A 25770-nucleotide genomic window follows, 5' to 3' on the forward strand; every position below is an offset into this window, starting at 1 on the left:
TTTTGAAGACATCGGCATAGGCGCGGTTTGCCAAATAGATGTTCAAGACGAACCGCTGTATTGGTAGCCATAGGACGTGCATCGAAACCCGAGTGAGCTTTGACAAAAGAGCGTCAAAATGCTCCATAACTGAAAATATTCCACCAAAAGGTGTGAGTTTCTCAGGTTTTATTGTTACTTTCGCCATGTCTGTCAAGGATTGCTTGTTTTTTTGCACCACTAAGTTAAGTGATTTCTCACTTATAAGAGATTCTAATTAAAGTGTTGCGGAATTAAGGGAAAAGTGATATTGTCTGCTTTTGCGCCGTCACAATAGAATGTATGGCGGCATAGGCTTCCGCACTCAGAAAAGTGCGAAAGAGTCCGGTCACCTTTTGTTTTGTCTTGGCAGGTCTTACAGCCCGTTCAGTTACATTGTTATCATAAGGTACATTCAGATTGTTCAGGAATGTGAAGATATCTTTCCCGATGCTGTTTCATTGCATCTGTAATAAGCTCAAACATTTTCAATTCCTTATTTGGGCTCACATGCTATACTTGGGGATTAACGGGGCAGCCATGGCAATACTTGGTGCACGGCATGTAATAAATACTTGGTTACAAGACATATAGTGCGTAGACGCACGGCATACGTCACTTGGACGCACGGTATATAGTACTTGAAGACACCATATATAGACTGTGTAAACCCTTGTTTTTTACCCGTCTAAAGCGACGCTTTAGCGAACGATATCAGAGATACATCCGTTCCGGCTACTGAGATTCTATTTCATCATTCATCCTCAAGTATAAAAAGTGAGCGCTTATTTTGAGGGCTATGTTCTGATGGGTATCGGTCAATAAGGCACCACCCTCCGGAAAGAACCGGACGTTGAAGTCTTTGTTGAATGAAGGCAGATAAAAGGTCTTCTTATATATATACTGAGGATCGTCAAATTCGACTTCGATATGTCGCGTTGCTGTGAACCTTAAATCCGGTAAGGGGGGAAATCAGACCGTTCGCATCTGTCTTTCTTTTGCCTTTGTCTTTGTCTTTTGCTTTACCATTCTCAATGTAGCGATAGCGGACGGTGTTGTTTTTTTAAGTTTCCTGTGTATTGCTTGCAAATTTAACTTTAGCGGTATAATGCGTATCATCTTCTTGCTGATTATTTTCTTATATTACGCCTTGTGTATCCAGATGGAAAGTATCTTTCTCTTGATTGCCAGTATGTTAATTACCGATACAGCGATGAATAATAGGATTCCCATACTGATAGCCGCCCATAAACTTCCTGTTTCCAGTTGTGGGAAAAGCAGTCTGATACTGTCTATGTAATAACTGCGTAACCAGGAGACTAATCCAACGGATAATGCAAGCACGATTACGTTTAATCCTACGGTGAGTAACTGGTAAGGCAATGCTACTTTGTTGGGGCTGTATCCGATTAGTAATAGACTTTCCAGTTTAGTTGTATTCTTTTGTAAGAGCAGGAAGATGCTCAACATCAGTATATAGAATGAAAGGATACTGATAAATAGCCCCACTCCCAATACAATACCTACGATAAGACGAAGAAAATAAATTGTTTTTCCGGCATCCAGCTTGCCATCTTCTGTTTCATATCCTTTCTTCTGAAAATAACTGGCGATGGAGGAATCTGCCGGATTGCCCACCTCGATAATCAATCGTGCCGGCTGTGCTTCCGCGTTCGGGGCGAAATTTTCGTTCGCCCATTTCATAAAGGATTGGGGTACGAGGATGGTATTCAATCGGTTGGAGAAACCGACAATGTTTCCTTTGTACTGCTCTACCCGTCCGTTGCCGCGCATCATAATATCCATTTGGATAAGTCCCATCAATCCTTCCGATAATTTGGGCAGGCTCCGGCTTTGTGCAAAACCGAAATTATAAAGGTTCAGATAGTTGCGGGGGATGATAATAGGGATTGTATGGGTTTCTTCGTCAAAGTGCCATTTGTCCAGTTTGATGTCGACAAATTCATCGGGAACCGCTTCGAAAAACATATCTGTGGAAAGATGGATGCCGGCTTCTCTCATTCCCAGTCCTGCCGATACTTTGAATTGGGAAGGGGTGAAAACTCCTATGTTCTTGGTGAACGGTTGCTTTTTCAGGTCGGCGATATCTTCTGCAGTGAACGTGTTGCTCTTTCCGGCAAGAGAACCGAGTGTGCTGATTTTCTTTGTAGCGATGATGAAATCCTTTTTCATAAAGCTGTCTCCTTCAGTGAATACCGGAATGACGTCTTTATAAAACTGTACGCTAAGCAATACAATCATCATGCCGAATAGGTTGGCTAAAAAGAAACCGGTTAGTTGACCGATACTGATATGTTGGCGGAGAAGTTTCCAGACAAGAGTTGGCATTTTATTTACGATTTTACAATTTACGATTTGAAATGATACTGTAAAAAGAGATTGTTTATTCCCGGCTATCTATTATTAACTAGCTTATTACAGTCGAAGTGTATAGCTGTATGGCAACTCGATATGTTTACCGATGGAAGTGGCGATTACTCCGGCTCCTCGTGCCTTTGCTTCGGCAATGATAAGTTCACCCATGATGCGGCTGTTATCATTATCCAAATGGCTGATCGGCTCATCCAAAAACAGGAAATCGAACGGCTGGCAGAGCGCGCGGATAAAGGCGACACGCTGTTGCTGTCCGAAAGAAAGTTTACCGGCTTTGACGTTTACTTTATCTGCGATACCCAGTTGCTCGAAGAATCTAAGGATTTCTTTTTTCTTTTTACATCCGGTAAGATTGTTCTTCAATTGCACATTCTCAAGAGCGGTAAGTTCGGTGAAGATGCGTAAATCTTGAAAAAGCATACTCAGTGAATGTTTTCTCAGGTCGACCCACTGCTTCACGGAGTATGCTTTGATATTGGTTTCATCGAAATTGATAATTCCCTGATAGTCGTTGCGGTAGCCATAGATATAGCTGCACAATGACGATTTTCCGGTGCCGGAAGCGGCTTCAATCAGATACATTTCCCCTTTCCGGAAGAAAAGATCCTGATGCCATACGTCCGAAGCTACCGTATTACGGTCAGCAAACACTTGGGGAAGTGTTTGCTGTAAGTGAATATTATTCATACCGTTGGTTTATGCATTTATTACATGCCGGCAAATTGCTTGGCGAAGTCTACCATTTGTTTGAGGACATTTACATCTTTGTCTTTCAGGCAAAGATCGAATTTACAGATTTCCCCTTCCGAACTTATGGACAGGTAAGAAACCTTCTTGACTAACTCAATATATGTTTTAACTTCCTCTCCTCCGAAACCTGCTACCATTTTTACGACAGGCAGATCAAGGATTGCTCCGGCATTGATTGCCATAAATAGGTTCTTTCCCTTCATTTCCGATGCATAAGGAGCATCTTTGATTGATCTGTCGGCAGTTTTACCTACGTTTTTGTAGAGTAACTCATCATTGGTTGCATACATCTGTTTATCCTTGATGCCGAAGAATATATTCATATTTCTTGTCTTGTAGACATATTCGTCTTTGCCTAGTTGCATGATATCTTCCCCTCTTTTCAATCCCAATGACTCCTTGTTCTTATAAATCATTTCAAGAGCATTACCGTTCTTTACGTCAGCATATATCATGAAAGTGGGAGCACTGTTCATCGTTACGTTGATTAATCCAGCAGAAATATCACCATTGAACGAACTGAACAACTCTTTTACTTCGTCTGCCTTTGCGATAGATACCGTGTTGCGGAATTCCTTGTTCTCACTCAGCAGATGATACAATTCGTCTCCTTTTACACCTACGTTGAAGAACATCAGGGTAGAAGCCGGGAAGTATTTAATGAAAGTGTTGTTCGTTTTTCCTATAGATTCGTTTTGTTTTTTCAAGAGAGCTTTCACTGCTTCGTTTTCAGTATTGTATTCTGTTTGGAGGGCAATCTTGCCTTTTTCAAAGTTTACTCCTCCTATCAGGGTGATGTCTTCTGCTTTCACCTCGGTAGGTAATCCCATGGTTATCTGATTACGGTAGGTTGAAGGAATAGCCGTTATGGAAGCGAAGAAATTAATATCACTTTTCTGTTTCTCCATTTTCTGGAAAGCTCCTGATTTCACGATACTATTGCTTGCTGTCTGTTTCAATAAATTAGTAATGGCTTCTTTGGCTTTATCAGTTTGAGTCGTTCCGCTAACATTCACTACCAATACAGTCGAATTATTGAAAGCAAGCAAACCACCGTTCATTGTTGTAAAGCTGTAACCGTCAGCTTCACTTACCGGCTGGCAGATTTGTTCTTTTGCCATTGCATCGAGTGAAGCATGTAGATTGTCCTCATTGTTCACTTTACCTACAACGGTGGGGTAAGGGAAAGAAGAGGAAGAGAATAAATAGCATGGAGATTCTACATCGATTCCCGATTCACCCGGATTCTTCATGACCTTTTCCAGTTGTTGGAAGGTAGCGGCATTCATTCCGCTTTTCAGTGCTTCCAGTACTTTTTGTTTGGCAGCTTCATTCTCTTTATCATTCAGTCCCGCTTTACTAGCAAGGGATTTGAGGTTGATAGAGACAACTGCTGAAGCGTCATCCGGTATCACATGGGTATATTCCGATGTTTGGGAACATGCTGCCAGAAAAACAATCAGTACTGCCAGTACCGAGAGTCGTGAAATTGTTTTCTTTGCCATACTTATGTTATTTAAAAGTTGTATAATCATTGATTCAAACGTTTGTTGTTTTGGTTATTGATTTCCCAGATTCAGAGTGTGGCAGGCCACCAATGCAGCTGTTTCTGTACGGAGCCGTGATTTGCCCAGACTGATCGGTACGAATCCCCGTTCGATGGCTTTCTTCACTTCTTCTTCACTGAAATCTCCCTCGGGACCTATTAGGACAAGGGCGTCTTCTCCGGGTTTCAGGACATCCTTCAATAGAGGTTTCTCCCCTTCGTAACAGTGGGCGATAAACTTCTGTCCTTTAAACTTCTGCCCGATAAACTGATCGAATGCGATCATTTCGTTCAACTTTGGCAGTCGTGCCTTGAGAGATTGTTTGATGGCTGATATCAGAATCTTTTCAATCCGTTCGATTTTGATGACCTTACGTTCCGAGAAACGGCAGTTGAGGAAAGTCAGTTCGTCAAAACCGATTTCGGTAGCTTTCTCTGCAAACCATTCGTTGCGGTCCATATTCTTCGTCGGTGCCATGGCAATGTGTAGATGGCATGGCCATAGCGGTTCCTGAAAAATGGTTTCTTTGATGTTTACGAAACAACGTTTGTGGGTTGCAACAGTAATTTCAGCTTTGTAGAAGTTACCTTTACCGTCTGTAAGGGTGATTTCATCTCCGATATTTAACCGCAGAACACGGGTACAGTGTTGTGCTTCCTCTTCGGGAAGCTCGTTGTTTTTCTGTATATCGGGAGTATAAAATACGTGCATACTATTACTTACTGATTTTTATTTCTTGAATTGATTTGGTCACGTATCCGGGCGGCTAACTCATAATTCTCATCTTTGATGGCTTGTTCCAGTGCTTCTTCGAGCGTTCCGGAAGTAGCGCCGGGCAGATCATGTTCTTTTTCAGCCTCTTCGTCGTTGTCTGTTGCTCCGGAACAGCTCCTTTCTTCTGATGACAAATGAAGACATTCTTGTTTAAGAATGGATTCGTAAATAAGAATCGGACAGTTGGCACGCACTGCCAGGGCAATTGCATCCGAAGTCCGTGCGTCAATACGTATAATCTCTTCGTCTTTTTTAAGGTAAATATAGGAATAGAAAATACCATCCTTTGCTTTGTAAATCAATACACGTATCAGGCTGGAGCCGAGTATAGTAAGACTTGTTATAAATAAATCATGCGTTAACGGACGGGGAGTTTTTATTCCTTTCAAATACAAAGCTGTAGCTTGGGCTTCTGCAGGACCGATGATGATAGGCAGTTGCCTCTCACCGTTCACTTCGCCTAATAGCATAGCAAACGCGCCTACTTGTGCCTGACTATTAGTGATATTTATAACTTGTAATTCTATCTTTTTGTCCATTGTTCTCTTTGGCTTAATTTGTTTTACTCTCTTGCTGGTGTTTGTATTTGAATACTAAGGCAAATAAAATCCCTATCACCAGTGCATAAGCGGCAAAAATCAGCCAGATGTCCATCCATTCGCGGCTCACCAGTCTGCCGTCGGCATATACAGAGAATGCATCAACTACCGCACCGCTAGCATATCCGCCTATGATGGCTCCCAGTCCGTTAGTCATCATAAAGAATAATCCCTGTGCGCTGGCACGGATAGAAGAATTGGCTTCTTGTTCAACAAACAATGAACCGGAAATGTTGAAGAAATCAAAGGCCATACCATAAACAATCATGGAAAGGATCAGCATCCATAGTCCCGATCCCGGATCTCCAAAACCGAACAGTCCGAACCGGAACACCCATGCGAACATACTGATTAGCATGACTTGTTTGATTCCGAAATGACGTAGGAAGAAAGGTATAGCAAGAATAAACAATGTTTCGGACATCTGTGAAATGGATAAGAGGATGACTGAATGTTTCACTCCGAAAGATTCTGCATATTCAGGGATGCTGGCAAAGCTGCCTAAGAAAAGGTCGCCGTAGGTGTTTGTAATCTGCAATGCCGCACCCAGAAGCATCGAGAAAAGGAAGAAAATAGCCATTTTCTTTCTTTTGAATAACACCAGCGCATCCAGTCCGAAAGCGGAGAGCCATGATTTGTTTTCGGATTTGGCCGGTCGACAAGCCGGGAGGGTGAAAGAATAAAGTCCCAGCAGTAATGCGGAAGTTCCGCCTACATATAGTTGCGCACTTGAATCCTTGAATCCGGTAAGGTCAACCGCCCACATGGCACAAATAAAACCGATTGTTCCCCATACGCGGATAGGAGGAAAATCTTTAATCAGGTCACATTTATATTGTTCCAGTGCATTGTACGATACCGTGTTGGCGAGGGATAAAGTGGGCATATATACTAACAGGTTGAGCAACATGGCCCAATACATCTGGTCGTATCCCGTTGTGGTAGAAGCATAGAAGAGACATCCTGCTCCTGCAATGTGGCAAAGCCCATATAAACGTTCTGCATTAAACCATTTATCGGCAATAATACCAATAATGCCCGGCATTACTAAGGAGGCAATTCCCATGGTGGCGAAAATAGCTCCGATCTGTCCTCCTTCAAAATGAAGCTCCCTTCCCATATAACCACCTAGTGATATTAACCAAGACCCCCATACAAAGAATTGCAGGAAGTTCATAATAATCAAACGAACTTTTATACTCATGACTTTTTTAATTTGTGTTTCTCTTTATATTCATAAACCTTGCAAATATACTATTTTCGTTGAATAGGTAGATAAGTAATTTGATAAAAAGGGGATAAAAAAAGAAGGCTATCTATCTCAGACAGCCAATCTTTGTTAACCTTAAATCTAATACCATGAAAAACACGTTGCAAAGATATGGGAATTATGTTATACAACATAGTGTTTTCTCGTAAATCTTTCATTTGTTAACTCTAATTAACTTTGAATCTTCCATTTTTCTGTTATCACTCTTTCTAATCAGCTATACTTTCGGAGAGATGCCTGATATCGAATGGAAACTTGACTCCGACACCTTGCTGATTATTCTACGTAGAGTACCAATCCTTTCAGATATTCTCCTTCGGGGTGATAGATGTTTACCGGATGGTCGGAAGGTTGTGTCAGCTGGTGTAGGATGCGTACGCTACGCCCTGACATTGCTGCTGCGGTAAACACGGCGGTACGGAAATTCTCTTTGCTTACCACTTGTGAGCAAGAGAAAGTAAACAGGATACCACCCGGTTTGATTTTCTCGAATGCTTTGGCATTCAGTTTACGGTAACCTTGCAAAGCATTCCGCAGTGCATCTTTATGTTTGGCGAATGCAGGGGGGTCAAGGATGATTAAATCATACTGGTCACCCATGCGGTCGAGATATTTGAAAGCATCTTCAGCAAAAGCTTCGTGACGGGAATCACCCGGGAAGTTTAGCTCTACGTTTTTATTTGTCAAATCAATCGCTTTAGCTGAACTGTCGACAGAGTGTACGAGTTTCGCACCTCCGCGCATGGCGTAGAATGAGAATCCGCCGGTGTAGCAAAACATGTTGAGTACCGAACGGTCTTTGGCGTAATGTTCCAGCAAAGAACGATTTTCGCGCTGGTCTACAAAGAATCCGGTTTTCTGACCTTTCAGCCAGTCTACATGGAATTTCAAACCATATTCTTGTGCGATATTATCACAGCTTCCCCCTTTCAGAAAACCGTTTTCAGGGAAAAGGTCTGCTTTAAAAGGAAGAGTTGTTTCTGATTTATAATAGATATGCTCGATTTTGTCACCCATTACTTCGGATAAAGCTTCGGCAATCGCCATGCGGTCTACGTGCATTCCTGCAGAGTGTGCCTGCATGACAGCAGTTTTGTCATACACGTCAATCACCAGTCCGGGGAGATTGTCTCCTTCACCGTGAACAAGTCGGTAAGTGTTGTTGGTCGGATTAGTGGCGATACCGATACTGCGGCGCATATCGTATGCTATTTCCAGTTTGCGTTTCCAAAAATTGTGGTCGATAGGTTCCTGACGGAAAGAGAGTACGCGTACAGCAATACTTCCGATTTGGAAATGTCCTTCGGCAATAAATTCTTTTTTTGAGGTGTACACTTCTACGACTTCACCTTCATCGGGTTCTCCGTCAAGACGAGCGATGGCGCCGGAAAAAATCCATGGGTGGAATCTCTTAAGAGAATCTTCCTTACCTGGTTTGAGATATACTTTATGCATAATGTAGTCTTTCCTCAACCCTCTTCCAAGGGGGCCTTGGATCGTTTTATTATTGGTTATTAATCACTTATTTCATTATTTATCACTTCCTCTGTGGGAGAGACCGGAGCTGCTAGCGGAGAAACCTCCCAGTTTCCCGTTTGTTTCAGCTCTTGCAACAGATTGTAGATATTGAGGCATGCCCATGCATCGGTAGCTGCATATTGTTTCTGTCCATCACTCAATACATCAGCTTCCCAGTTGGACAAGCGTTGTGATTTGGATATCTTTTCTTTGAATAAGATAGCGTAAATCTTTTGCAGACTTTTGTCCTGTATTCCGAATTGACGCACATACTCCTGCAATTCGATACAACTCTGTTGAGTGAAAGGTGCGCGTTTATGCAGCATCATAAAGTCGTCTTTCAGAGAGAGTCCCACTTTGATCACAGCCGGGTTTTCCAATAAGTCAACCAATGGCCGGGTCAATCCCGTCATATTGAGGCGGAATAAGAAACAGCATTCTTCGGAAGAAATCTGGAGAAGTGCTACTTTGTGCGATTGTCCTTTGGTAAAGGAAGGACGAGTTTCGCTGTCGATGCCTATCACTGGCTTGGATTGGAGATAAGCTACTGCTCTTTCCGTTTCAGCCTCCGACTGGATGACATAAATACGTCCCGGAAAGACAGTTTTCGGGAGTTCTTTCAGTTCATCTTTATCTATGGTTCTTCTTACAATCATTGCTATTTTAATTCATCATCATGACAATGGCAACTGTTTTCGTGGCAGTGGCAACCGTTTTCGTGGCAGTGGCAACCGTCTTCGTGGCAGTGGCAATCATCATCGTGGCAATGACAGCCATCTTCCTCACAACAATCGTTGTCGTTGCCCGGTTCGTAAAATCCTTCTTCGTTATCTTCTTCCTCCTGATTGTATTTCACGTCATGAAGGGCGCGGAGTGTGTTTACCAGTTTCTGTCCCCACAGTGTGCCGAAGTTCTCTTGGCAGATAGCCAATGAATCATTCATCGTTTCGTTCAGTCCCAGTTGGAAGACAAATATGAAATCTTTAATATCCTGATAGATATCAGCCAGGTCTTCCGATATAGACTTTTTGATAGGCTGATCGCTGTACACCATATCCTGCACGAATACGTCCAGATAATCATCCTTATCAGCCATCAATCCGGAAAGGTTGATACGCAGAATATCATACATCTCTTCTGTGACATACGTTTCAAGTGCTTCCTCTCCGATCGTCTCACATTTGGGCAGCATCGCTGCTTTAAGGTAGAGCAGGGGAAGTATTTTTAATGATGTATCGACGAAAGTACTACGCTTCATCCGTTCGGCACGTTCGAGAAATGCACAAAATTCGGCAGCTACCGTTACGAACTCAATTACGTTTTTATCAAATATCGTTTGGCTTTCTTTTTCCATGATCTATATTGATTTGCAACGCAAAGGTAAGAAAAAGGATTGAATGAGCGTAGTGCTCGTTATTTTTTTATTATTTTTGCCGCTTAGAATTTCATTCCGGTTTTATAAAAAGAATAAAAGACTCATGGCAAAGAAGAATTTAGATAAGGAGGCGGAACGCACCCCCTCTTTCCTCAGCAAAATTGCGGCTGTATGTAAGAATGAAACCGTTCATTTTGTAATCGGGTTGATGCTGGTCATCTTTTCCGTTTATCTGTTGTTGGCTTTTTCTTCCTTCTTCTTCACGGGGGCTGCCGATCAAAGTATTATCGATAGTGGCAGTTCGGCAGACTTGGCAGCTGTTAACAATCAGGTGAAGAATTATGCCGGGTCACGCGGAGCGCAGTTGGCCAGCTATCTGATTAATGACTGTTTCGGTATTTCCTCCTTCTTCATACTGGTTTTCCTGGCGGTGGCTGGATTGAAGTTGATGCGTGTACGTGTTGTGCGTCTGTGGAAGTGGTTTATCGGCTGTACACTCTTATTGATCTGGTTCTCCGTATTCTTCGGATTCGCTTTTATGGATCATTATCAGGATTCCTTCATTTATTTGGGAGGCATGCACGGATATAATGTCAGTCGTTGGCTGATTTCGCAAGTGGGAGTACCCGGTGTATGGATGATTCTGTTGATAACGGCTATCTGTTTCTTCATATATATAAGTGCACGTACCGTCATCTGGTTGCGTAAACTTTTCGCATTGAGTTTCCTGAAACGCGAAAAGAAAGAAGAAAAGGAGAACGTTCCGGAAGGAGAAGACGCTCCGGAATTTACGACTTCCCAACCGCAAGAGATGGAGTTCAATTTGAAACGAACGTATAAACAGACATCTCCTCCGGCACCGGTGACGGATATGCAGGCTGAAGAACCTGAAGACGCCTTTTCTGATAATAAATCGGAAAAGGAAGAGACCTCTGTATCTGACGAAAGTGAAGGAGTGACGATGGTATTTGAACCGACTGTTTCTAATTCGGCTTCTCTTGTGCAGGAAGAATTCTTGGAAGAGGCGGAACCCGGATTTGAGGTAGAACCGGCTACTGCGGAAGAAGAATATCAGGGTCCTGAACTCGAACCGTACAATCCTACGAAGGATTTGGAAAACTACCGTTTCCCGACTATTGATCTGATGAAGCATTTCGATAATGATGATCCGACGATTGACATGGACGAACAGAATGCCAATAAAGATCGTATCATTAATACATTGCGCAGCTTCGGAATTGAAATCAGTACGATTAAAGCAACCGTGGGACCTACGGTCACTCTATATGAAATTACTCCGGAACAGGGAGTGCGTATTTCTAAAATCCGTGGTTTGGAAGATGATATCGCATTGAGTCTTTCTGCCGACGGTATCCGTATTATTGCTCCGATACCGGGTAAAGGAACCATCGGCATTGAAGTACCGAACAAGAACCCGAAGATCGTTTCCGGACAGAGTGTGATCGGAAGCAAGAAATTCCAGGAATCCAAATATGACTTACCTATTGTATTGGGTAAGACGATCACGAATGAAGTCTTCATGTTCGACCTTTGCAAGATGCCGCACGTATTGGTGGCCGGTGCAACCGGTCAAGGTAAATCTGTCGGTTTGAATGCCATTATCACCTCCTTATTATATAAGAAGCATCCGGCAGAATTGAAGTTTGTGCTGGTCGATCCGAAGAAAGTGGAATTCAGTATCTATTCGGTGATTGAAAATCATTTCCTTGCCAAACTCCCTGATGGAGGTGACCCGATTATTACGGACGTCACGAAAGTGGTGCAAACCTTGAATTCGGTTTGTGTGGAGATGGATACCCGTTATGATCTTTTGAAGATGGCACATGTGCGTAATATCAAAGAGTATAACGAGAAATTTATCAATCGTCGCTTGAATCCGGAAAAGGGACATAAGTTTATGCCGTATATCGTAGTGGTGATCGATGAGTTTGGAGATTTGATCATGACTGCCGGTAAGGAAGTGGAACTTCCGATTGCCCGTATAGCACAGTTGGCGCGTGCTGTCGGTATCCACATGATTATTGCTACACAGCGTCCGACTACTAATATTATTACGGGTACGATTAAAGCCAACTTCCCGGCGCGTATCGCTTTCCGTGTATCTGCCATGATGGACTCCCGTACTATTCTGGACCGTCCGGGTGCCAACCGCCTGATTGGTAAGGGAGATATGCTCTTCTTGCAGGGAGCTGATCCGGTACGTGTGCAATGTGCCTTTATCGATACACCGGAAGTAGAGGATATTACCAGATTTATTTCCCGTCAGCAAGGGTATCCTACTCCGTTCTTTTTGCCCGAATATGTGAGTGAAGATAGTAATAGTGAAGTAGGGGATGTTGATATGGGACGTCTGGATCCGTTGTTTGAAGATGCGGCGCGGTTGGTTGTCATTCATCAGCAAGGTTCCACTTCATTGATCCAGCGTAAATTTGCGATTGGCTATAATCGTGCCGGCCGTATCATGGATCAATTGGAGAAAGCCGGAATTGTGGGTCCTACGCAAGGAAGCAAGGCACGTGACGTGCTGTGCATGGACGAGAATGACCTTGAAATGCGATTGAACAATTTACAATAACCGTTCGTTTATGAATCCGATGAGAAAGTACATTTTTAGTGTTTTAATAGCTTTATTCTCTTTGCCTGCGATGGCTCAACAACAGCAGGCGAAGGTCATTCTTGATAAGGCGGCTGAGGCGTTTCGTAAAGCAGGTGGTGTGAGAGCCGATTTTACTGTAAAGGCTGTGACAAACGGGCTGGTAGAAGGTGCTGAAAAAGGAACGATTCAGTTGAAAGGAGAGAAATTCGTACTGAAAACGTCCGATATCACCACTTGGTTTGATGGAAAAACGCAGTGGAGTTATGTGACAAAGAATGATGAAGTGAACGTTAGCAATCCGACACAGGAAGAGTTGCAGCAGATCAATCCGTATGCATTTCTATATCTGTATCGGAAAGGATTCTCGCCCAAGCTGGGAGGAACCAAGACCTATCGTGGAAAAGCTGTGTGGGAGGTCGTTTTGACTGCCGGGAATCAGAAGCAAGAGCTGGAGCAGATCACTCTTTGGGTGACGAAGGATACTTACGAACCTTTGTATATTTTGCTTCGGCAACGTGGTCGGCAGACTCGTAATGAGATAACCATTACGAGTTATCAGACTAATCAGAATTATGCGGATCGGGTGTTTATGTTCGATAAAAGACAATATCCCAATGCGGAGGTGATAGATTTGAGATAATATGTGTTTATAACCAAATAATAAAAAGATAGATTGAAATGGCAGAAATAGAAAAAATGAAATGCCTGATTATTGGTTCAGGTCCTGCCGGATATACGGCAGCGATTTATGCAGGACGTGCAAATTTATGTCCGGTGCTTTATGAAGGATTGCAGCCGGGTGGTCAGTTGACTACTACTACGGAGGTGGAGAACTTCCCCGGTTATCCGGAAGGTATCAGTGGTCCACAGTTGATGGAAGACTTGCGTGCACAGGCAAGCCGTTTCGGAACAGACATGCGTTTCGGCATTGTTACAGCGGCCGATTTGAGCAAGGCTCCTTATAAAATAACCATTGACGGTGATAAGGTTATCGAAACAGAGACATTGATTATTGCTACCGGAGCTACCGCTAAATATCTGGGGCTGGAGGATGAAAAGAAATATGCCGGAATGGGGGTAAGTGCTTGTGCCACTTGCGACGGATTTTTCTATCGTAAGAAAGTGGTTGCCGTAGTCGGCGGAGGTGATACAGCTTGTGAAGAGGCTGTTTATCTTGCCGGACTTGCATCTAAAGTATATCTGATTGTCCGCAAACCTTTCCTGCGTGCATCGAAGATTATGCAGGAGCGAGTCATGAACCACGAGAAGATTGAAGTTCTTTTTGAACATAACGCGGTTGGTTTGTTTGGCGACAACGGGGTAGAAGGTGTAAACCTGGTAAAGCGTTTGGGCGAACCGGATGAAGAACGTTATAGCTTGCCTATCGACGGTTTCTTCCTGGCTATCGGGCATAAACCGAATACTGAGATATTTAAAGAATACATCGATACGGATGAAGTGGGGTATATCATCACGGAGGGTAATAGTCCCCGTACCAAAGTCCCCGGAGTTTTTGCGGCAGGAGACGTGGCCGATCCGCATTATCGTCAGGCCATTACGGCTGCGGGAAGTGGTTGCAAGGCTGCCTTGGAGGCAGAGCGTTACCTTTCTGCGAAAGGACTCATTTAATTCCGTTCATTTGATCATAGGAGGGACAAAGTAAATACAGCGGTGTCATCTCACCGTTAGGAAGGAAAAGACAAACTCCCTCATAGATAAAAAATGAAAATCCTCTTTCAACCTATCACCGTATTCCTGAAATTCCTTATTCATCGTACTTTCAGAATGGTGATAGGTTGTTATTGACCTATCACCTCATCTATCACCTATCACCGCCTATTTTCCTATAGTAAACAGTCATTTAAAACATTTTGTGTCTTGAACAAAGTGTTCAGCGCTTTGAACAAAGTGTTTTGTGGCTTGAAATGTCTTATACGGATTTAGGTTGACACCTTTTTAGAGACATAAAAAAAGAAAAATTATGTCTAAATTATCTCGTAAGATTTATTCTGAGACTTTCAAATTGGAAGTTCTCCGTGATTACTTCAGTAGCGGTTTGTCAATGTTTGCTACTGCCAAGAAATGGGGTTTACCCAACCATACTTATATTCTGCGTTGGCAAAAGTGTTATGCAATTGATTCGGATTCCTTATCTTTGTCCCCCGAACTTCTGTCAGATCTTCAAATGAAAAAGAATCCAAAATCAAAATCTAAAGAAGAACTTCTTGAAGCGGAAAATTTGCGTCTGAGAAAGGCTTTGGAACTTGAAAAACTTCGTTCCCATGCCTTTGAAAGACTGATTGAACTCACAGAAAGAGAAGAAGGGATTTCCATCTTAAAAAAAGATGGTGCCAAATAGTCACCGGCCTTCGTGAAGAGTTTCCTCACATCAGTGTGAAAACCCTTTGCGGACTGTTTGGCATGTCTTCCCAGGCCTATTACAAAAAGAAAAAAAATCTTTTGTCGCGTCATCAGATCAGAACAGCCATCTTGGATGCCGTCTTCTTCTACCGCTCAAAGGCTCCGGGCATCGGTGGTTTGAAATTATACCATGAGCTCCGCTCCCTTTATGGAAGCGAGATAACCGGAGGGCGGGATGCCTTCCTTCATCTGCTGCGTTCGGAACGCCTTATGCTGCCCCCGAAGAAACCCAGGCATACGACGGACTCCCACCATCTTTACAAGAAGTATCCGAATCTGATCAAGGGGGTAACGGCACAATACCCGAACCATATCTGGGTATGTGACATCACTTACATCTGGATTGAAGGTGGCGTATGCTACCTCCATCTTGTAACGGACATGTACTCACATGCCGTTTTAGGATGGGTGCTCTCTCCCAGTTTGCATGCCGAATATACGCTACAGGCACTGGAACAGGCCATCAATGAGGCCGGAGGTGGCAATCTTTGCGGCACAATCCACCATTCCGACCGGGGGGTACAGTATGCCTGCGATGCCTATATCGACACACTGGTCACTCATCATATACGTGTGAGCATGACTGAAGATTACAACCCGACGGACAATGCGGTAGCAGAAAGGATGAATGGCATCCTGAAAACGGAATGGATATACGGCATGTCGCTGTTCAGGGATAAAGAGATGGCACGGGAGCAGATTACGCGAATGATTGACTTCTATAATAATGGACGACCGCATATGAGCATAGGTATGAAAAAACCCATGGACGTATATCATGGAGAGGTGCCGGGAAAATCATTGTGGAAAAAATAAGGTTCCATATGATAAATAAATACTATATTTGCGATACCGAGAACCCGGGACATGACGGTTTAAGCCATTGTCTCACAAAAGCCAATAGGGTGTCGAACCCTATTGACTTTTACCGAGAGCCCGAGCACACTCAGATTTGTCCATTGTTTTTACGTATGACAACTATCTTAGGAGCAAAGGGAAGAAACTAACAACTGTTTTAGTTATGAATAACAGAATGTGACAACTTATTTAGTAACTAGCCTCTAAAAGTGACAACCATTTCTAGTATAAGTCAAAACAAAGTGTTTTGTGGCTTGAAACAAAGTGTTTTGCGGCTTGAAACAAAGTGTTTTGCGGCTTGAAACAAAGTGTTTCGTGGCTTGAAACAAAGTGTTTCAAGCAATTGAAACATCTTGAAACAAATCATATATGTTATATATGGATAGTCTTATCAAAGTCTTCCGCACGTTATACTATAGAAAAAGAGGGTGTGTCAAAATTCCCTTTTTGAAGAAATGACCTCTGCTATAGCTATCTGTGGCAGGGGTAAATCTTTATATTCAGGCATTATGACACACCCTCTTCAGTTAAAGTTGCAGATTAATGTAGTTATATGCTAAAAGAGAGAGTTCTTATTTCAGTAGCTGTTCTTCAATAATTTGTTCATACTTCTCCGGAGTGGCTCCGACTTCAATAATCGGTTTGCCGCCTGCAGGGATGAAGAATAAAGTAGGCAATGCCTGTACCCCGAATTGATTGCATAAATCCTTTTCTTTGTCCGCATTAACCTTATAGAACAGGACTTTGCCTTTATACTTTTCAGCCAGCTTTTCCATTTCCGGAAGCAGCCGCATACAAGGTCCGCACCAAGTTGCCCAGAAATCGATCACAACCGGTTTGTCTCCGTTATAAATGAAATCATTCCCTTTTCTGTAGTCGAAGATATGTTCGAGGAAGAATTGTCGGGTAATCGGATTCAGTTTGCCGTCTTCAACCTTGGTTTCCGTTACTTTGGCTTCCGCTTCCGGTATGGGAACCATGTCAAATGGCTGGAAGTATATTTTCTGATGAATATAGTCGATGGATATGATTCCGTAGTCCAGTATTTTTTTGCCTAACACAGAGCGTTTCAAGTATGGGTTCTTCACGGCCATAGCCTCTTCAATCTTCGTTTTTACGAACATCGTTTCAGGCAAGATGAGACTTTCCTCTTCTTGAGCGGTCGCTTTATATCCAATGGAAACCTTCTGGTTGGTCCCTTTGGCATAGTGTGCGCTCCATGTCTTGAAGTCTTCTTCTGTAAGATTCACCAGTCCGTCACTCCATGTATCCAGAACGAGGGAGGCGGGTTTCCCCTGAATGTTTATCGGACATACAACTCCCAATCCCGTTACCAGGTTGAAGTTCTCCCGATGGTTTAGTTTCATGTAGGAAGGACGGTAGGGTTGCGTGATTGTTATTCTTTTCCGTTGCATATCGATCGTCAGGACAGAGGTGCGGAAGAGGGATCCACTCAATACCCCCATAACCCCCAGCTTGCGTAGATACGGTTCGTCTTCCAGCGCGAAAACCGGAAGATCATTGGCAAATGTGTTGTTGCCGATAGCTACTGTTTCCATTTCATAGACCTTCCCAACGGGGACCTGTTTGAACATAAAATCCTGATAGGAGCTAAAGGTCCCCTTTTTATCCGGGTTGATATGTAATTTCTCAAGCGCTTCGGGAAGCAGCGCGTTATGTCCTGACAGGTCGAGGACAAAATCGGCCGTTTCTCCATTTATGGTAGCCTCTACAATCATCTTTCCATCGATCGTCTTGAATGGAATGACCTCTGTCATACTATTGGTTGTCTGTGCACTGCTGCCTCCGGCAATACAAAATGCAAGCAGGCAGAGATACACTTGGGTGATTATTCGTTTCATCTCTTTTTCCTATTTAAAGTTCATTTCTCTTTCTTGATTTCAATCCTTTTCTCCTGATTGTCTTTCTTGATAATGATATAACCGGTATCTCCCGGTATGGCATTCATGATCTCTTCCACGGCCATCTGGCTCATCGGACAATCTTTCAGGGAAGTACCGTTGATATTAATCACTTCATCGCCGAAAGCAACTTTATCTTTCATGCTGTCCCATATCGTTGTGATTTCAAACCTTTCATTACGTGGCAATATGCTCACGTTCCAAAGAGCGGGAGCGCCACCCATATCGGTTTTCCCTTCTTCGAACGGGAAGAAGTAAAAACGTTTGCGCATATAATCGATAATTACTTTACCGTATGTAAGCAGGTCTACTCCGATGATCGTTTCATTCATAACGGTCGTTGTACTGCCTACATTCGTGAATTCCTTGCCCATGATGTTGATGGAAGGTACGGTTATCTTCTTTATATCCACCGGATTGCCCAGACCTGTTATTCCGGCTGCTACGATACCGTATCCATGATTGGTCACTTTCGAAATGTCAGCCAGGTTGTTATAATCCTCCGTAGAATATAGGAGAAAGCCTCCGGCACCTGTGTCAAACAGCACTCGTAAATCATGATCTCCTAAGCGGACGTTGACTACGGAATAATGTTCTGTCTCATTCAACAAGGGGATTCCATCCGTTACTTTCAACCTTTCGGGACGATATGGATAGTTGATAACCATGATCTTCGACCGGGAATCGAATGTAACTACCGATTGCGCAAAAGCATCTCCACCAAGAATACCGGCAACTCCCAACTCTGCGAAGAACGGATCCTTGGGCAGTACCATCGTTTTCAACTGTTTGATTTGGTAGTTCTTTCCGATGGTAATATCCTGTACGTAGGCTTCCTGATAATTGGAGCTTTGTGCATTCACGTCAGAAACACGCATATATCCTGCAGCAGTGGCATTCATTTTCATTGCAGCATCATACATGGTTCCTGTTCTTCCTCCGGTATCGACAATGTATTTCGTATTTACGCCATTAACGGTGACAGGTATAATGATTTTCTCTTGGATGAATTCATAAGGAATGGTATCGCAAACCTTGTTCCGGATTTGCGCTGCCATCTCTTGCCCACCGTTTGGAAAGAATAACAGCCATAAGCTGATCAGCATTGTTATTCTTTTCATCTTATTCTTTTTCATAGATAATATCCTTTACTCCGGAAGCAGTCTCAATCGTTAGCTTTGTTTTCTTTTTCTTTTCCAATTCCGGTATCCCGTTCAGAATACTTTCGCAGAAGTCATATTTCTTAGTAGGCTTGCCATTGATTTTAATGACCTTGTCTCCGACTGCTATCTTGCCTTTCGTACTGCTCCATACGGTAGAAACATACAAGTCTCCGTCTTTGACCGTTAAATCGAAGTTGTTGCATGGGGTGTTGATCTCATAATCCGGTTGGAAGGCTTCCAAATAGAATCTTCTGCGCGGATAGTCGATGGTTACTTTGCCGTATTCCAGCAGTTTGACACCTAATAAGGTATAAGGGTGCTTGCCCGTACAGGTCGTCAAATTACGAAATTTGGCGGCTCCCACTGACAACAAGGGGATCTGTATTCTATAGGAAGAAGCCTTGTCTGCTTGTCCCGCCACTCCGACGCTTCCTTCTCCATACCCTTCGGAAACGATGTTCATGGAAGCCTCCGATTGGATATTTTCAAAATCACTTTCGATCAGAGACAACAAGCCGGGGCTGCCCGTATCGAATAATACATCGATATTGCTGGCTGGAGCTATCTGTACACTGATAATCGGCATTCCGCCATCTCTCGTGAAATTCAACATTTTTCGTAAGGAGACCGTAGAAGGTCTTTCAGCGGAGGTTACTGTGATCGTTCTCGTCTGCGAATCAATGCTGACAATGGCACTGGCAAACAAATCGCTGCCGATAACACCGTCCACGCCGAAACATTCCCATCCTTTTACTTCATTAATAACCAATGACGGGACGTTCTTAAAGTTGATGACATTATCGGGAGTGGTGAGGTTTTCTATGTGCACGGTTTTATGATAGCCTTCCACGTTGTTCACGTCCGTTATCTTCATCGAGTCCGTTGCCGCTATTTGCAGTGCCTGGCAGGCTTTGGCCGTGAGTGCGGTGTGCCCTCCGGTATCAAAAATGAAAGGGTGTGCATGGCCGTTTACTTTCATTTCGACAATCATTTTCCCGCCTAGCATTTGATAAGGTATGGTTGCTTGGTAGGATTGAGCGGATAAAGGAATGGCCAAACAAAAGGTGATGGCGGCTATTATTAGACGAGTATAATTCATGACTTATTTTTATTTGCTTACTTTCTCTGCTTCCAAAATGGCTTGATATGCATTTACGATACCTCCGGAAAGGCATAAATCTTCGAAAAGGAACAAATCCTGTGAAGGGGTGTCATCCACGCGGATTCCTTTTTCTACTTCTACACCTTTGCGTGAAGTGACGCTTTTCAGTAATATATCACGGATTTGAGAGCCTGTCAGTTTGGGGAAATAAGATTTTACAAGGGCGGCCACACCGGCTACCGTAGCCGAAGCCATTCCTTTATCGCTTCCTTTTTGATAGGTATCTCCCATGTAAGACGAATAAATGTCTGTTCCCGGAGCATACAAGTCAAGAGTGGTAGCACCATAATCGGTGTTCAATACCGGATTCCCATTCTTGTCTGAAGAAGCAACTACCATAAAATTGGTAAGTTCTCCGTCTTTGCTCATTTTACGATGGGGGAGGAGTTCGTTCTTATCCATATCTACTGACGAATCCCACACCGGAACGATCACCAATGCTCCTTTCTTTTCCGCTTCTTTCAGTGCGTCTGTTACCCACTGTCTCTGCTCTTTCGGATAGATGGCGTTTTGTTCCGGTAATACAATCACATCGGCTCCGTGGCTGACAGCATAGCGAATGGCCAATGCCATATCTTTCAGGTAAGGCTCTCCTTCTCCCGGATGGATACGCAGGGTCATGATTTCGGCATTATCGGCAATGCCGTTACTCCCGATGCCATTGTCACGTTTGGCTGCAATGACACCTGCTTGCATGACACCGGTGGCTGCATCCGATGTCAATAGTACATGATTGCCGTAATGCGTGTCGTTAATATCCAAAGGGTTGTCACCTACAATCTCTTTCCGATTATCAGCTCCATATTTCTTCAGGGCTTCTTCATAAGCTGCCCGGGCTGTCTTTACGCTTCTTTTCCCCATATTCTGGTATACAGGTTCCCATTTGTCTGTATTATAAAGACTGAATGAATAGGCTGTAAAAACAAAAGCCACTTCGGAAAGGCTGTCTTTTTCCGCTTTGGGATCGTAACAACTTTGAAACTCTTCGATCGTTAATTCTTTTCCGGGGAAACGTTTCTTCATGTCCTTATCGAATTTCTCGACATATTCTTCAATGACATACGAAAGTTGCAGGCCGGCATAGGCTCCCCCGATTCGGGATTCCGGCATCACCTTGAAACGATAGTAATTGTATTCTTGTATGTTTTCCGGTGCGGGAACTTCCTGTCGCTTTCCGTTAATGATTTTATAATATTTCTTTCCATCAGAGATATAATCTGCATATTTATCTTTCAGACGGAAAAATTCACGTTCTCCTTCACGTGTCAGGGCTTCCATGACCTGGTCATCTTTACCGCCGATGAAATTCCATCCATTGATGTCGTCTGTCAACCCATTCTTGTCATCGTCTTTTTGGTTCTGCTTTTCTTTGGGATTCACCCAAATCGCCTGTTTCAAATCTTCGTGTTCCACGTCCATTCCTGTTCCAATCAGTGCGATGACTGCTCTTTTTTTAGCTTTCTTTTTATTGGCTTTCAGGTAATCATAGGCTTTGTTTACTTCTGCTCCATATACACTGTCTTGGTCGAAAGAACAGTTAAACCAATCCAGCTCGGATTGTTTCTTTTGTGTTTCTATCTTTTGTTTGACTAACTGGGCTGATGCAGTCCCACAAATAAGGCAGCATAAAGTAAAGAATGTAAGTTTCTTCATTGTAGAGTGAATTATAATATTTATATGTTGAATTAATTTCTGGCTTTTAATATGGCTTTGCGTACTTCTTCGCCGCGGACATTACGTGCTACAAGTTTACCTTCTTTGTCAATGACTACAAGAAAAGGAATGGCATAAAATCCATACGCAGTCTGAATGGCACTGGGGTTTTCATTGCTTTTAGGAAAGCCCGCTTTATCCCACAGCATTACCCAAGGAAGTTTCTCCTCGTCCAGCATTTTTTTCCATTTAGCCTGGTTATTGTCCAGTGATACGCTGATGAATTCCAAATCGTCTGCTTTCAGTTCATTGTATATTTTCAGCATGCTGCGCATCTCTTTGCGGCAAGGGGCACACCAGGAAGCGCAGAAGTCTAGTACAACAATTTTACCGCGAAAGTCTTTTAAACTGACAGGCCGGTCATTGACATCAGTGAAAGTAAAGTCCGGACATTCTGCACCTATAATTTGGTGGGAGAGAATCTGGACTCTTTCCACCAGCCATTGGGCAGATAAAGAATTTCGTTCTTCATTGGGAATCATATCCAATAACTTCTTGTTGGAGTAATAATCATTCACATTGGCCAGATAGGCTAGTGCGGCTGCCATACCGGTTGATAGTTGCGTGTGGGCCGGAAGGGAAATGATTGCTTTGTCTGGGTCTTTTTCTGTAGGCAAATATTCTTGCAGGGAGAGGAACGAATCGATGCCTTTAAACGACAGGGAGCTCTGTTCCGGACTTGTCTCATCGTAGTAGCCGTTGATGTTCACCTCGTGGTTCTCGAAATATATTTTCTCTTCCGTTTCTCCGATCCGCAACGTGTAGATATCGGGGCGAATCCACTTCTGTTCCGTGGCGAACTCTTTATTGGAGTGTAGATCACAACTAAGAATAAGCGTTCCGTTCAGGTCTTTTACTTGCAAAGTCGTAGGCTTCAGTATTTTTAATTTGCCTTTAATTTGTAATCCATCTTTGCACCACGAAGTTGTCGTGGTGCATAAGATGGATAAGAAGAATAAAAAGAAAAGTTTCTTTATTGATATCATAGAATTGTATTTAAATGAGAATCGTTGTAGACGGATGGTTATCACCAGTTAGACCAATCGTCTCCACCTCCTTCGTCTCCACCTTCTTCATCGTTATTGCCCGGTATTTCAGGATGAGGCTCGATATCCCAGTTATCCGGACCCTTGGCGATGGCTTCCAGATCAATTCCATAATTGTCTTTCATATAATTGCGTACCAAAGTGAATTTTTCGGTGATAAGCGGGTATTGAGCGTATTGTACATCGCTTTCGGCTTTCGTATAATACAAGGATAGCAAGACATATCCTGCAAATGCAGCTTCTTGGGTCGGATTGCTACCGTCGTATCCTTCATTCGGTGAGAATGTGGTTGTATTTACAGTACCTGGGAATCCCCTTTTCAGTTGATAATCAGGACTGTCCTGATTATCAGATATAGGAGTCACATAATCCAAACCGCGGTTGAACTCTTCGGGAATGGCGATTAGCTTTCTTTCTATGGCTATTTTTATGATATTGCCGAGAATCATTTTTCGGCGTTGGCTAAACGTTGGTTCGTCCTCAGGTATAATATATTTGTCGGTCATTTCTGCCTGAGGTCCGAATAAGCAGGTACTCCAATAATCCAGTCCGTTGGTGATTTCGTGCATGGCGTTATTTTGTTCGAAGAGAACTACCCCCCCAACTTCAAATTTCACTGTCACATGTACGTTATATCCCATATACCAATACATCGGTAGCACGTAATCTGTGATTTTTTTACATTTTTCGTTATTGAGGTAGGCGAATATGTGCTTTTTCATAAATTCCGTATAGAACTGCGCCATTTCGTCGCTGATACACCCTTCTCCTTTATAGCTTGTAGATGTACCTCCCGTTCCTGTCCAGCTACGATTGAAATCTTCATCTTGCAGGTCTTTATAAATCAGGTAAACACCGAAATCTTTGTGTATTTGTGCGATGTCATTATCCCAACTATTCGTCCCTTGAGGAACTTTGAAACGCAATTCAATGCCTCCTTCTGTGGGGGTAAGTGCATCTTCTTCATAGCATGAAGTGAATGCCATGCACATGAGTAATCCCCCTATTAGATATATATTTCTCATCTTTGTTCTTTTTTTAAGTTCTAGAATTTAATAGCATTAATTTTCCCGTTTGGGGGCCAAAGGATTTTGTTCCAGGTATTTGTTCTTAATCAGCACTTCATCCGGAATCGGCAGCGTATAGGAGGGATCGTTGTGTTTCAGCGTATATACTTGATCTTCCCATTTGTGTGTGATTGGCGGCATCCCGTAACGTCTCAGATCGAACCAACGTTGTCCCTCGAAGCAAAATTCTTTTCTTCTTTCTGCCTTGATAAACTCCTTCAATGGCTCACCGGTCAATCCGGTAGGGATAGCCAACTTCCCGGGTTCGTAACGATTCTCCAACAAAGTTCTCATAGCCGAAAGTGCTGTGTTTTCTTCGTTATTGTGGGCGGCTGCTTCTGCGAGATTCAGGTATGCTTCACTCAGTCTGAAAGAGAGTGCAAAGTTCTCTGAACCATTAGGCTCTCCTGTAGCGGATATCTGGTATTTTCCGAAAGAGCTGTATTCGTTCGGATAAAAACTGTAATTGTCTTTATTATATTCTTTAACTATGTATTTCTCTTTTCTTAAATCTCCGTCTTCAAAGCTTCCTATCAAATCATCGGAAGCAACGAAGGCTTTCCGGTAATAGGTTGTTTTCCAATCGGGAAAATTGGGGTCTTCCTCTTCACGGGATACCGTCTCGTTATTGAACTCTGTGAGATCAGATACATTGCCATATAGCCAGATTACTTCCGGTGACTTCAAAGAAGTGAAATTGTAATAAGGCTCTGTCGTTGATGTGGAAGGCAGATTATTCAGATTGATTAAAGAGAAAGACCATTCTTTGATTACCTTGTTGGCATATACGGCAGCATCCTTCCAATTTTCCATATAAAGAAAAACACGGGATTTCAATAGTTGTATCATGGGAAGGCTGATTAGATAGTTCGGTTCGTATTGCTTATCTTTCGGTAGAGTAAGAAATAACTCCTCCGCTTTAGTCAGGTCTTTTACAATCTGGTCATAAACTTCTTCTACACTATTACGTGTCATTAATAACTCTTCTTCGGGCAGCAGGTTACTTGTTAGTTTGAGGGGTACTCCCGCTGCTTGTTTGTCATAATTATAGGGTGCACCGAAATGATTGACCAACATGAAGTAATAGAATGCTCTCAGACCCAACGCTTGAGCAATCACATAATTCTTTTCCGTTTCCGTTCCATTTACATCACTGATATAATCAAGTGCAGCATTTGCTCCTAAAATAAATTTATAGTAACCTTCCCAGATATTGTAGACAACGGGACTGTTCTTTTGCATGGTGAAAAACATATACGGCTGCCATGTGAAGACGGCTTTCTTGGATTCTACATATCCCAATAAGTTGGAGTCGAATTCATATCCGGTTTTGTGAAACTGGACATCATCATCGAGGAAACTTAAAAAGCCTAGTAAATTGTTACCTGACTTATGTTGAGGATAAGCACTGCCGATTAGCATCTCTTGCAGAGCGTTAGCGTCTTTGGGAACATATTCGCTTTGGGATTTCGGCTCTAGAAAGTCAGAGCAGGATGACAGTGACAGTAGGCCGATTCCTATAATTGTATATATATTTTTTTTCATCTTTTATGTTT

General features: G+C 43.0%; 22 protein-coding genes and 2 pseudogenes. 5 read left to right on the forward strand and 19 right to left on the reverse strand.

From position 1 onward, the window contains the following. Positions 1-54: 54 nt before the first annotated feature. The 12 genes and pseudogenes from AB9N12_RS13050 to AB9N12_RS13105 form a co-directional block, all read right to left on the reverse strand. A pseudogene (locus AB9N12_RS13050) lies at positions 55-187 on the reverse strand (IS1380 family transposase); the annotation flags it as partial. An 85-nt stretch (positions 188-272) separates the two neighbouring features. Next, positions 273-470: a transposase gene (locus AB9N12_RS13055; RefSeq protein WP_369892883.1), complete on the reverse strand. Its 198-nt coding sequence runs from the start codon at positions 468-470 to the stop codon at positions 273-275. 337 nt (positions 471-807) lie between these two features. Next, positions 808-1147: pseudogene (locus AB9N12_RS13060) on the reverse strand (TonB-dependent receptor); the annotation flags it as partial. A gap of 14 nt (positions 1148-1161) precedes the next feature. Continuing rightward, positions 1162-2367 carry an ABC transporter permease gene (locus tag AB9N12_RS13065; protein WP_369892463.1) on the reverse strand — a complete coding sequence of 402 codons (1206 nt, stop codon included), beginning with the start codon at positions 2365-2367 and terminating at the stop codon, positions 1162-1164. An 87-nt stretch (positions 2368-2454) separates the two neighbouring features. Then, positions 2455-3099 (reverse strand): ATP-binding cassette domain-containing protein, encoded by a 645-nt coding sequence (locus AB9N12_RS13070; RefSeq protein WP_369892465.1) that lies wholly within the window; start codon positions 3097-3099, stop codon positions 2455-2457. Between the two features lie 20 nt (positions 3100-3119). Then, positions 3120-4667 carry a DUF4836 family protein gene (locus tag AB9N12_RS13075; protein WP_369892467.1) on the reverse strand — a complete coding sequence of 516 codons (1548 nt, stop codon included), beginning with the start codon at positions 4665-4667 and terminating at the stop codon, positions 3120-3122. 54 nt (positions 4668-4721) lie between these two features. Continuing rightward, positions 4722-5420 carry a 16S rRNA (uracil(1498)-N(3))-methyltransferase gene (locus AB9N12_RS13080; protein WP_369892469.1) on the reverse strand — a complete coding sequence of 233 codons (699 nt, stop codon included), beginning with the start codon at positions 5418-5420 and terminating at the stop codon, positions 4722-4724. Between the two features lie 8 nt (positions 5421-5428). Continuing rightward, positions 5429-6022 (reverse strand): bifunctional nuclease domain-containing protein, encoded by a 594-nt coding sequence (locus AB9N12_RS13085; RefSeq protein WP_369892470.1) that lies wholly within the window; start codon positions 6020-6022, stop codon positions 5429-5431. Between the two features lie 13 nt (positions 6023-6035). After that, complete coding sequence (locus tag AB9N12_RS13090; protein ID WP_369892471.1) at positions 6036-7286, reverse strand: nucleoside permease; 1251 nt, start codon at positions 7284-7286, stop codon at positions 6036-6038. Between the two features lie 342 nt (positions 7287-7628). Next, positions 7629-8807 (reverse strand): class I SAM-dependent rRNA methyltransferase, encoded by a 1179-nt coding sequence (locus tag AB9N12_RS13095; RefSeq protein WP_369892472.1) that lies wholly within the window; start codon positions 8805-8807, stop codon positions 7629-7631. Between the two features lie 59 nt (positions 8808-8866). Beyond that, complete coding sequence (locus AB9N12_RS13100; RefSeq protein WP_369892473.1) at positions 8867-9526, reverse strand: 3'-5' exonuclease; 660 nt, start codon at positions 9524-9526, stop codon at positions 8867-8869. A gap of 2 nt (positions 9527-9528) precedes the next feature. Continuing rightward, positions 9529-10224, reverse strand: coding sequence for a DUF5063 domain-containing protein (locus AB9N12_RS13105; RefSeq protein WP_369892474.1), 696 nt, complete (start codon positions 10222-10224; stop codon positions 9529-9531). A gap of 124 nt (positions 10225-10348) precedes the next feature. Between AB9N12_RS13105 and AB9N12_RS13110 the strand changes: the two genes are divergently transcribed. From AB9N12_RS13110 to AB9N12_RS13130, 5 genes are all read left to right on the forward strand, one after another. After that, a complete protein-coding gene (locus AB9N12_RS13110; RefSeq protein ID WP_369892475.1) occupies positions 10349-12841 on the forward strand; it encodes a DNA translocase FtsK in 2493 nt (830 codons plus the stop codon). Between the two features lie 19 nt (positions 12842-12860). Beyond that, on the forward strand, positions 12861-13502 hold the full coding sequence (locus AB9N12_RS13115; RefSeq protein WP_369892476.1) for a LolA-like putative outer membrane lipoprotein chaperone: 642 nt from the start codon (positions 12861-12863) through the stop codon (positions 13500-13502). A gap of 38 nt (positions 13503-13540) precedes the next feature. Beyond that, complete coding sequence (trxB, locus tag AB9N12_RS13120; protein WP_369892477.1) at positions 13541-14491, forward strand: thioredoxin-disulfide reductase; 951 nt, start codon at positions 13541-13543, stop codon at positions 14489-14491. Positions 14492-14843: 352 nt separating this feature from the next. Then, positions 14844-15221, forward strand: coding sequence for a hypothetical protein (locus tag AB9N12_RS13125; protein WP_369889012.1), 378 nt, complete (start codon positions 14844-14846; stop codon positions 15219-15221). 35 nt (positions 15222-15256) lie between these two features. After that, complete coding sequence (locus AB9N12_RS13130; protein ID WP_369889013.1) at positions 15257-16099, forward strand: IS3 family transposase; 843 nt, start codon at positions 15257-15259, stop codon at positions 16097-16099. A gap of 614 nt (positions 16100-16713) precedes the next feature. On the opposite strand, the gene AB9N12_RS13135 is transcribed toward AB9N12_RS13130, so the two are convergent. Genes AB9N12_RS13135 through AB9N12_RS13165 form a run of 7 tightly spaced genes read right to left on the reverse strand, consistent with a single transcriptional unit; the run spans position 16714 to position 25759 of the window. Beyond that, positions 16714-18003, reverse strand: coding sequence for a thioredoxin domain-containing protein (locus AB9N12_RS13135; protein WP_369892478.1), 1290 nt, complete (start codon positions 18001-18003; stop codon positions 16714-16716). A 20-nt stretch (positions 18004-18023) separates the two neighbouring features. Continuing rightward, the gene (locus AB9N12_RS13140; RefSeq protein WP_369892884.1) at positions 18024-19184 is read right to left on the reverse strand and encodes a hypothetical protein; all 1161 of its coding nucleotides are present in this window, start codon (positions 19182-19184) and stop codon (positions 18024-18026) included. 1 nt (position 19185) lies between these two features. Beyond that, on the reverse strand, positions 19186-20325 hold the full coding sequence (locus AB9N12_RS13145; protein WP_369892479.1) for a hypothetical protein: 1140 nt from the start codon (positions 20323-20325) through the stop codon (positions 19186-19188). 9 nt (positions 20326-20334) lie between these two features. Beyond that, the gene (locus AB9N12_RS13150; RefSeq protein ID WP_369892480.1) at positions 20335-22041 is read right to left on the reverse strand and encodes a S8 family serine peptidase; all 1707 of its coding nucleotides are present in this window, start codon (positions 22039-22041) and stop codon (positions 20335-20337) included. A 32-nt stretch (positions 22042-22073) separates the two neighbouring features. Then, complete coding sequence (locus AB9N12_RS13155) at positions 22074-23087, reverse strand: TlpA family protein disulfide reductase (protein WP_369892481.1); 1014 nt, start codon at positions 23085-23087, stop codon at positions 22074-22076. A 41-nt stretch (positions 23088-23128) separates the two neighbouring features. Then, a complete protein-coding gene (locus AB9N12_RS13160) occupies positions 23129-24172 on the reverse strand; it encodes a hypothetical protein (RefSeq protein ID WP_369892482.1) in 1044 nt (347 codons plus the stop codon). 36 nt (positions 24173-24208) lie between these two features. Beyond that, a complete protein-coding gene (locus tag AB9N12_RS13165; RefSeq protein ID WP_369892483.1) occupies positions 24209-25759 on the reverse strand; it encodes a RagB/SusD family nutrient uptake outer membrane protein in 1551 nt (516 codons plus the stop codon). Between the last annotated feature and the right edge of the window lie 11 nt (positions 25760-25770).

It is taken from the genome of Bacteroides sp. AN502(2024), assembly GCF_041227145.1.
GTDB lineage: Bacteria > Bacteroidota > Bacteroidia > Bacteroidales > Bacteroidaceae > Bacteroides.

Coding starts and splice junctions, on each gene's coding strand:
- AB9N12_RS13065 (WP_369892463.1), bottom strand. CDS start 2,367: ATGCCAACTCTTGTCTGGAAACTTCTCCGCCAACATATCAGTATCGGT.
- AB9N12_RS13070 (WP_369892465.1), bottom strand. CDS start 3,099: ATGAATAATATTCACTTACAGCAAACACTTCCCCAAGTGTTTGCTGAC.
- AB9N12_RS13075 (WP_369892467.1), bottom strand. CDS start 4,667: ATGGCAAAGAAAACAATTTCACGACTCTCGGTACTGGCAGTACTGATT.
- AB9N12_RS13080 (WP_369892469.1), bottom strand. CDS start 5,420: ATGCACGTATTTTATACTCCCGATATACAGAAAAACAACGAGCTTCCC.
- AB9N12_RS13085 (WP_369892470.1), bottom strand. CDS start 6,022: ATGGACAAAAAGATAGAATTACAAGTTATAAATATCACTAATAGTCAG.
- AB9N12_RS13090 (WP_369892471.1), bottom strand. CDS start 7,286: ATGAGTATAAAAGTTCGTTTGATTATTATGAACTTCCTGCAATTCTTT.
- AB9N12_RS13095 (WP_369892472.1), bottom strand. CDS start 8,807: ATGCATAAAGTATATCTCAAACCAGGTAAGGAAGATTCTCTTAAGAGA.
- AB9N12_RS13100 (WP_369892473.1), bottom strand. CDS start 9,526: ATGATTGTAAGAAGAACCATAGATAAAGATGAACTGAAAGAACTCCCG.
- AB9N12_RS13105 (WP_369892474.1), bottom strand. CDS start 10,224: ATGGAAAAAGAAAGCCAAACGATATTTGATAAAAACGTAATTGAGTTC.
- AB9N12_RS13110 (WP_369892475.1), top strand. CDS start 10,349: ATGGCAAAGAAGAATTTAGATAAGGAGGCGGAACGCACCCCCTCTTTC.
- AB9N12_RS13115 (WP_369892476.1), top strand. CDS start 12,861: ATGAGAAAGTACATTTTTAGTGTTTTAATAGCTTTATTCTCTTTGCCT.
- trxB (WP_369892477.1), top strand. CDS start 13,541: ATGGCAGAAATAGAAAAAATGAAATGCCTGATTATTGGTTCAGGTCCT.
- AB9N12_RS13125 (WP_369889012.1), top strand. CDS start 14,844: ATGTCTAAATTATCTCGTAAGATTTATTCTGAGACTTTCAAATTGGAA.
- AB9N12_RS13135 (WP_369892478.1), bottom strand. CDS start 18,003: ATGAAACGAATAATCACCCAAGTGTATCTCTGCCTGCTTGCATTTTGT.
- AB9N12_RS13140 (WP_369892884.1), bottom strand. CDS start 19,184: ATGAAAAGAATAACAATGCTGATCAGCTTATGGCTGTTATTCTTTCCA.
- AB9N12_RS13145 (WP_369892479.1), bottom strand. CDS start 20,325: ATGAATTATACTCGTCTAATAATAGCCGCCATCACCTTTTGTTTGGCC.
- AB9N12_RS13150 (WP_369892480.1), bottom strand. CDS start 22,041: ATGAAGAAACTTACATTCTTTACTTTATGCTGCCTTATTTGTGGGACT.
- AB9N12_RS13155 (WP_369892481.1), bottom strand. CDS start 23,087: ATGATATCAATAAAGAAACTTTTCTTTTTATTCTTCTTATCCATCTTA.
- AB9N12_RS13160 (WP_369892482.1), bottom strand. CDS start 24,172: ATGAGAAATATATATCTAATAGGGGGATTACTCATGTGCATGGCATTC.
- AB9N12_RS13165 (WP_369892483.1), bottom strand. CDS start 25,759: ATGAAAAAAAATATATATACAATTATAGGAATCGGCCTACTGTCACTG.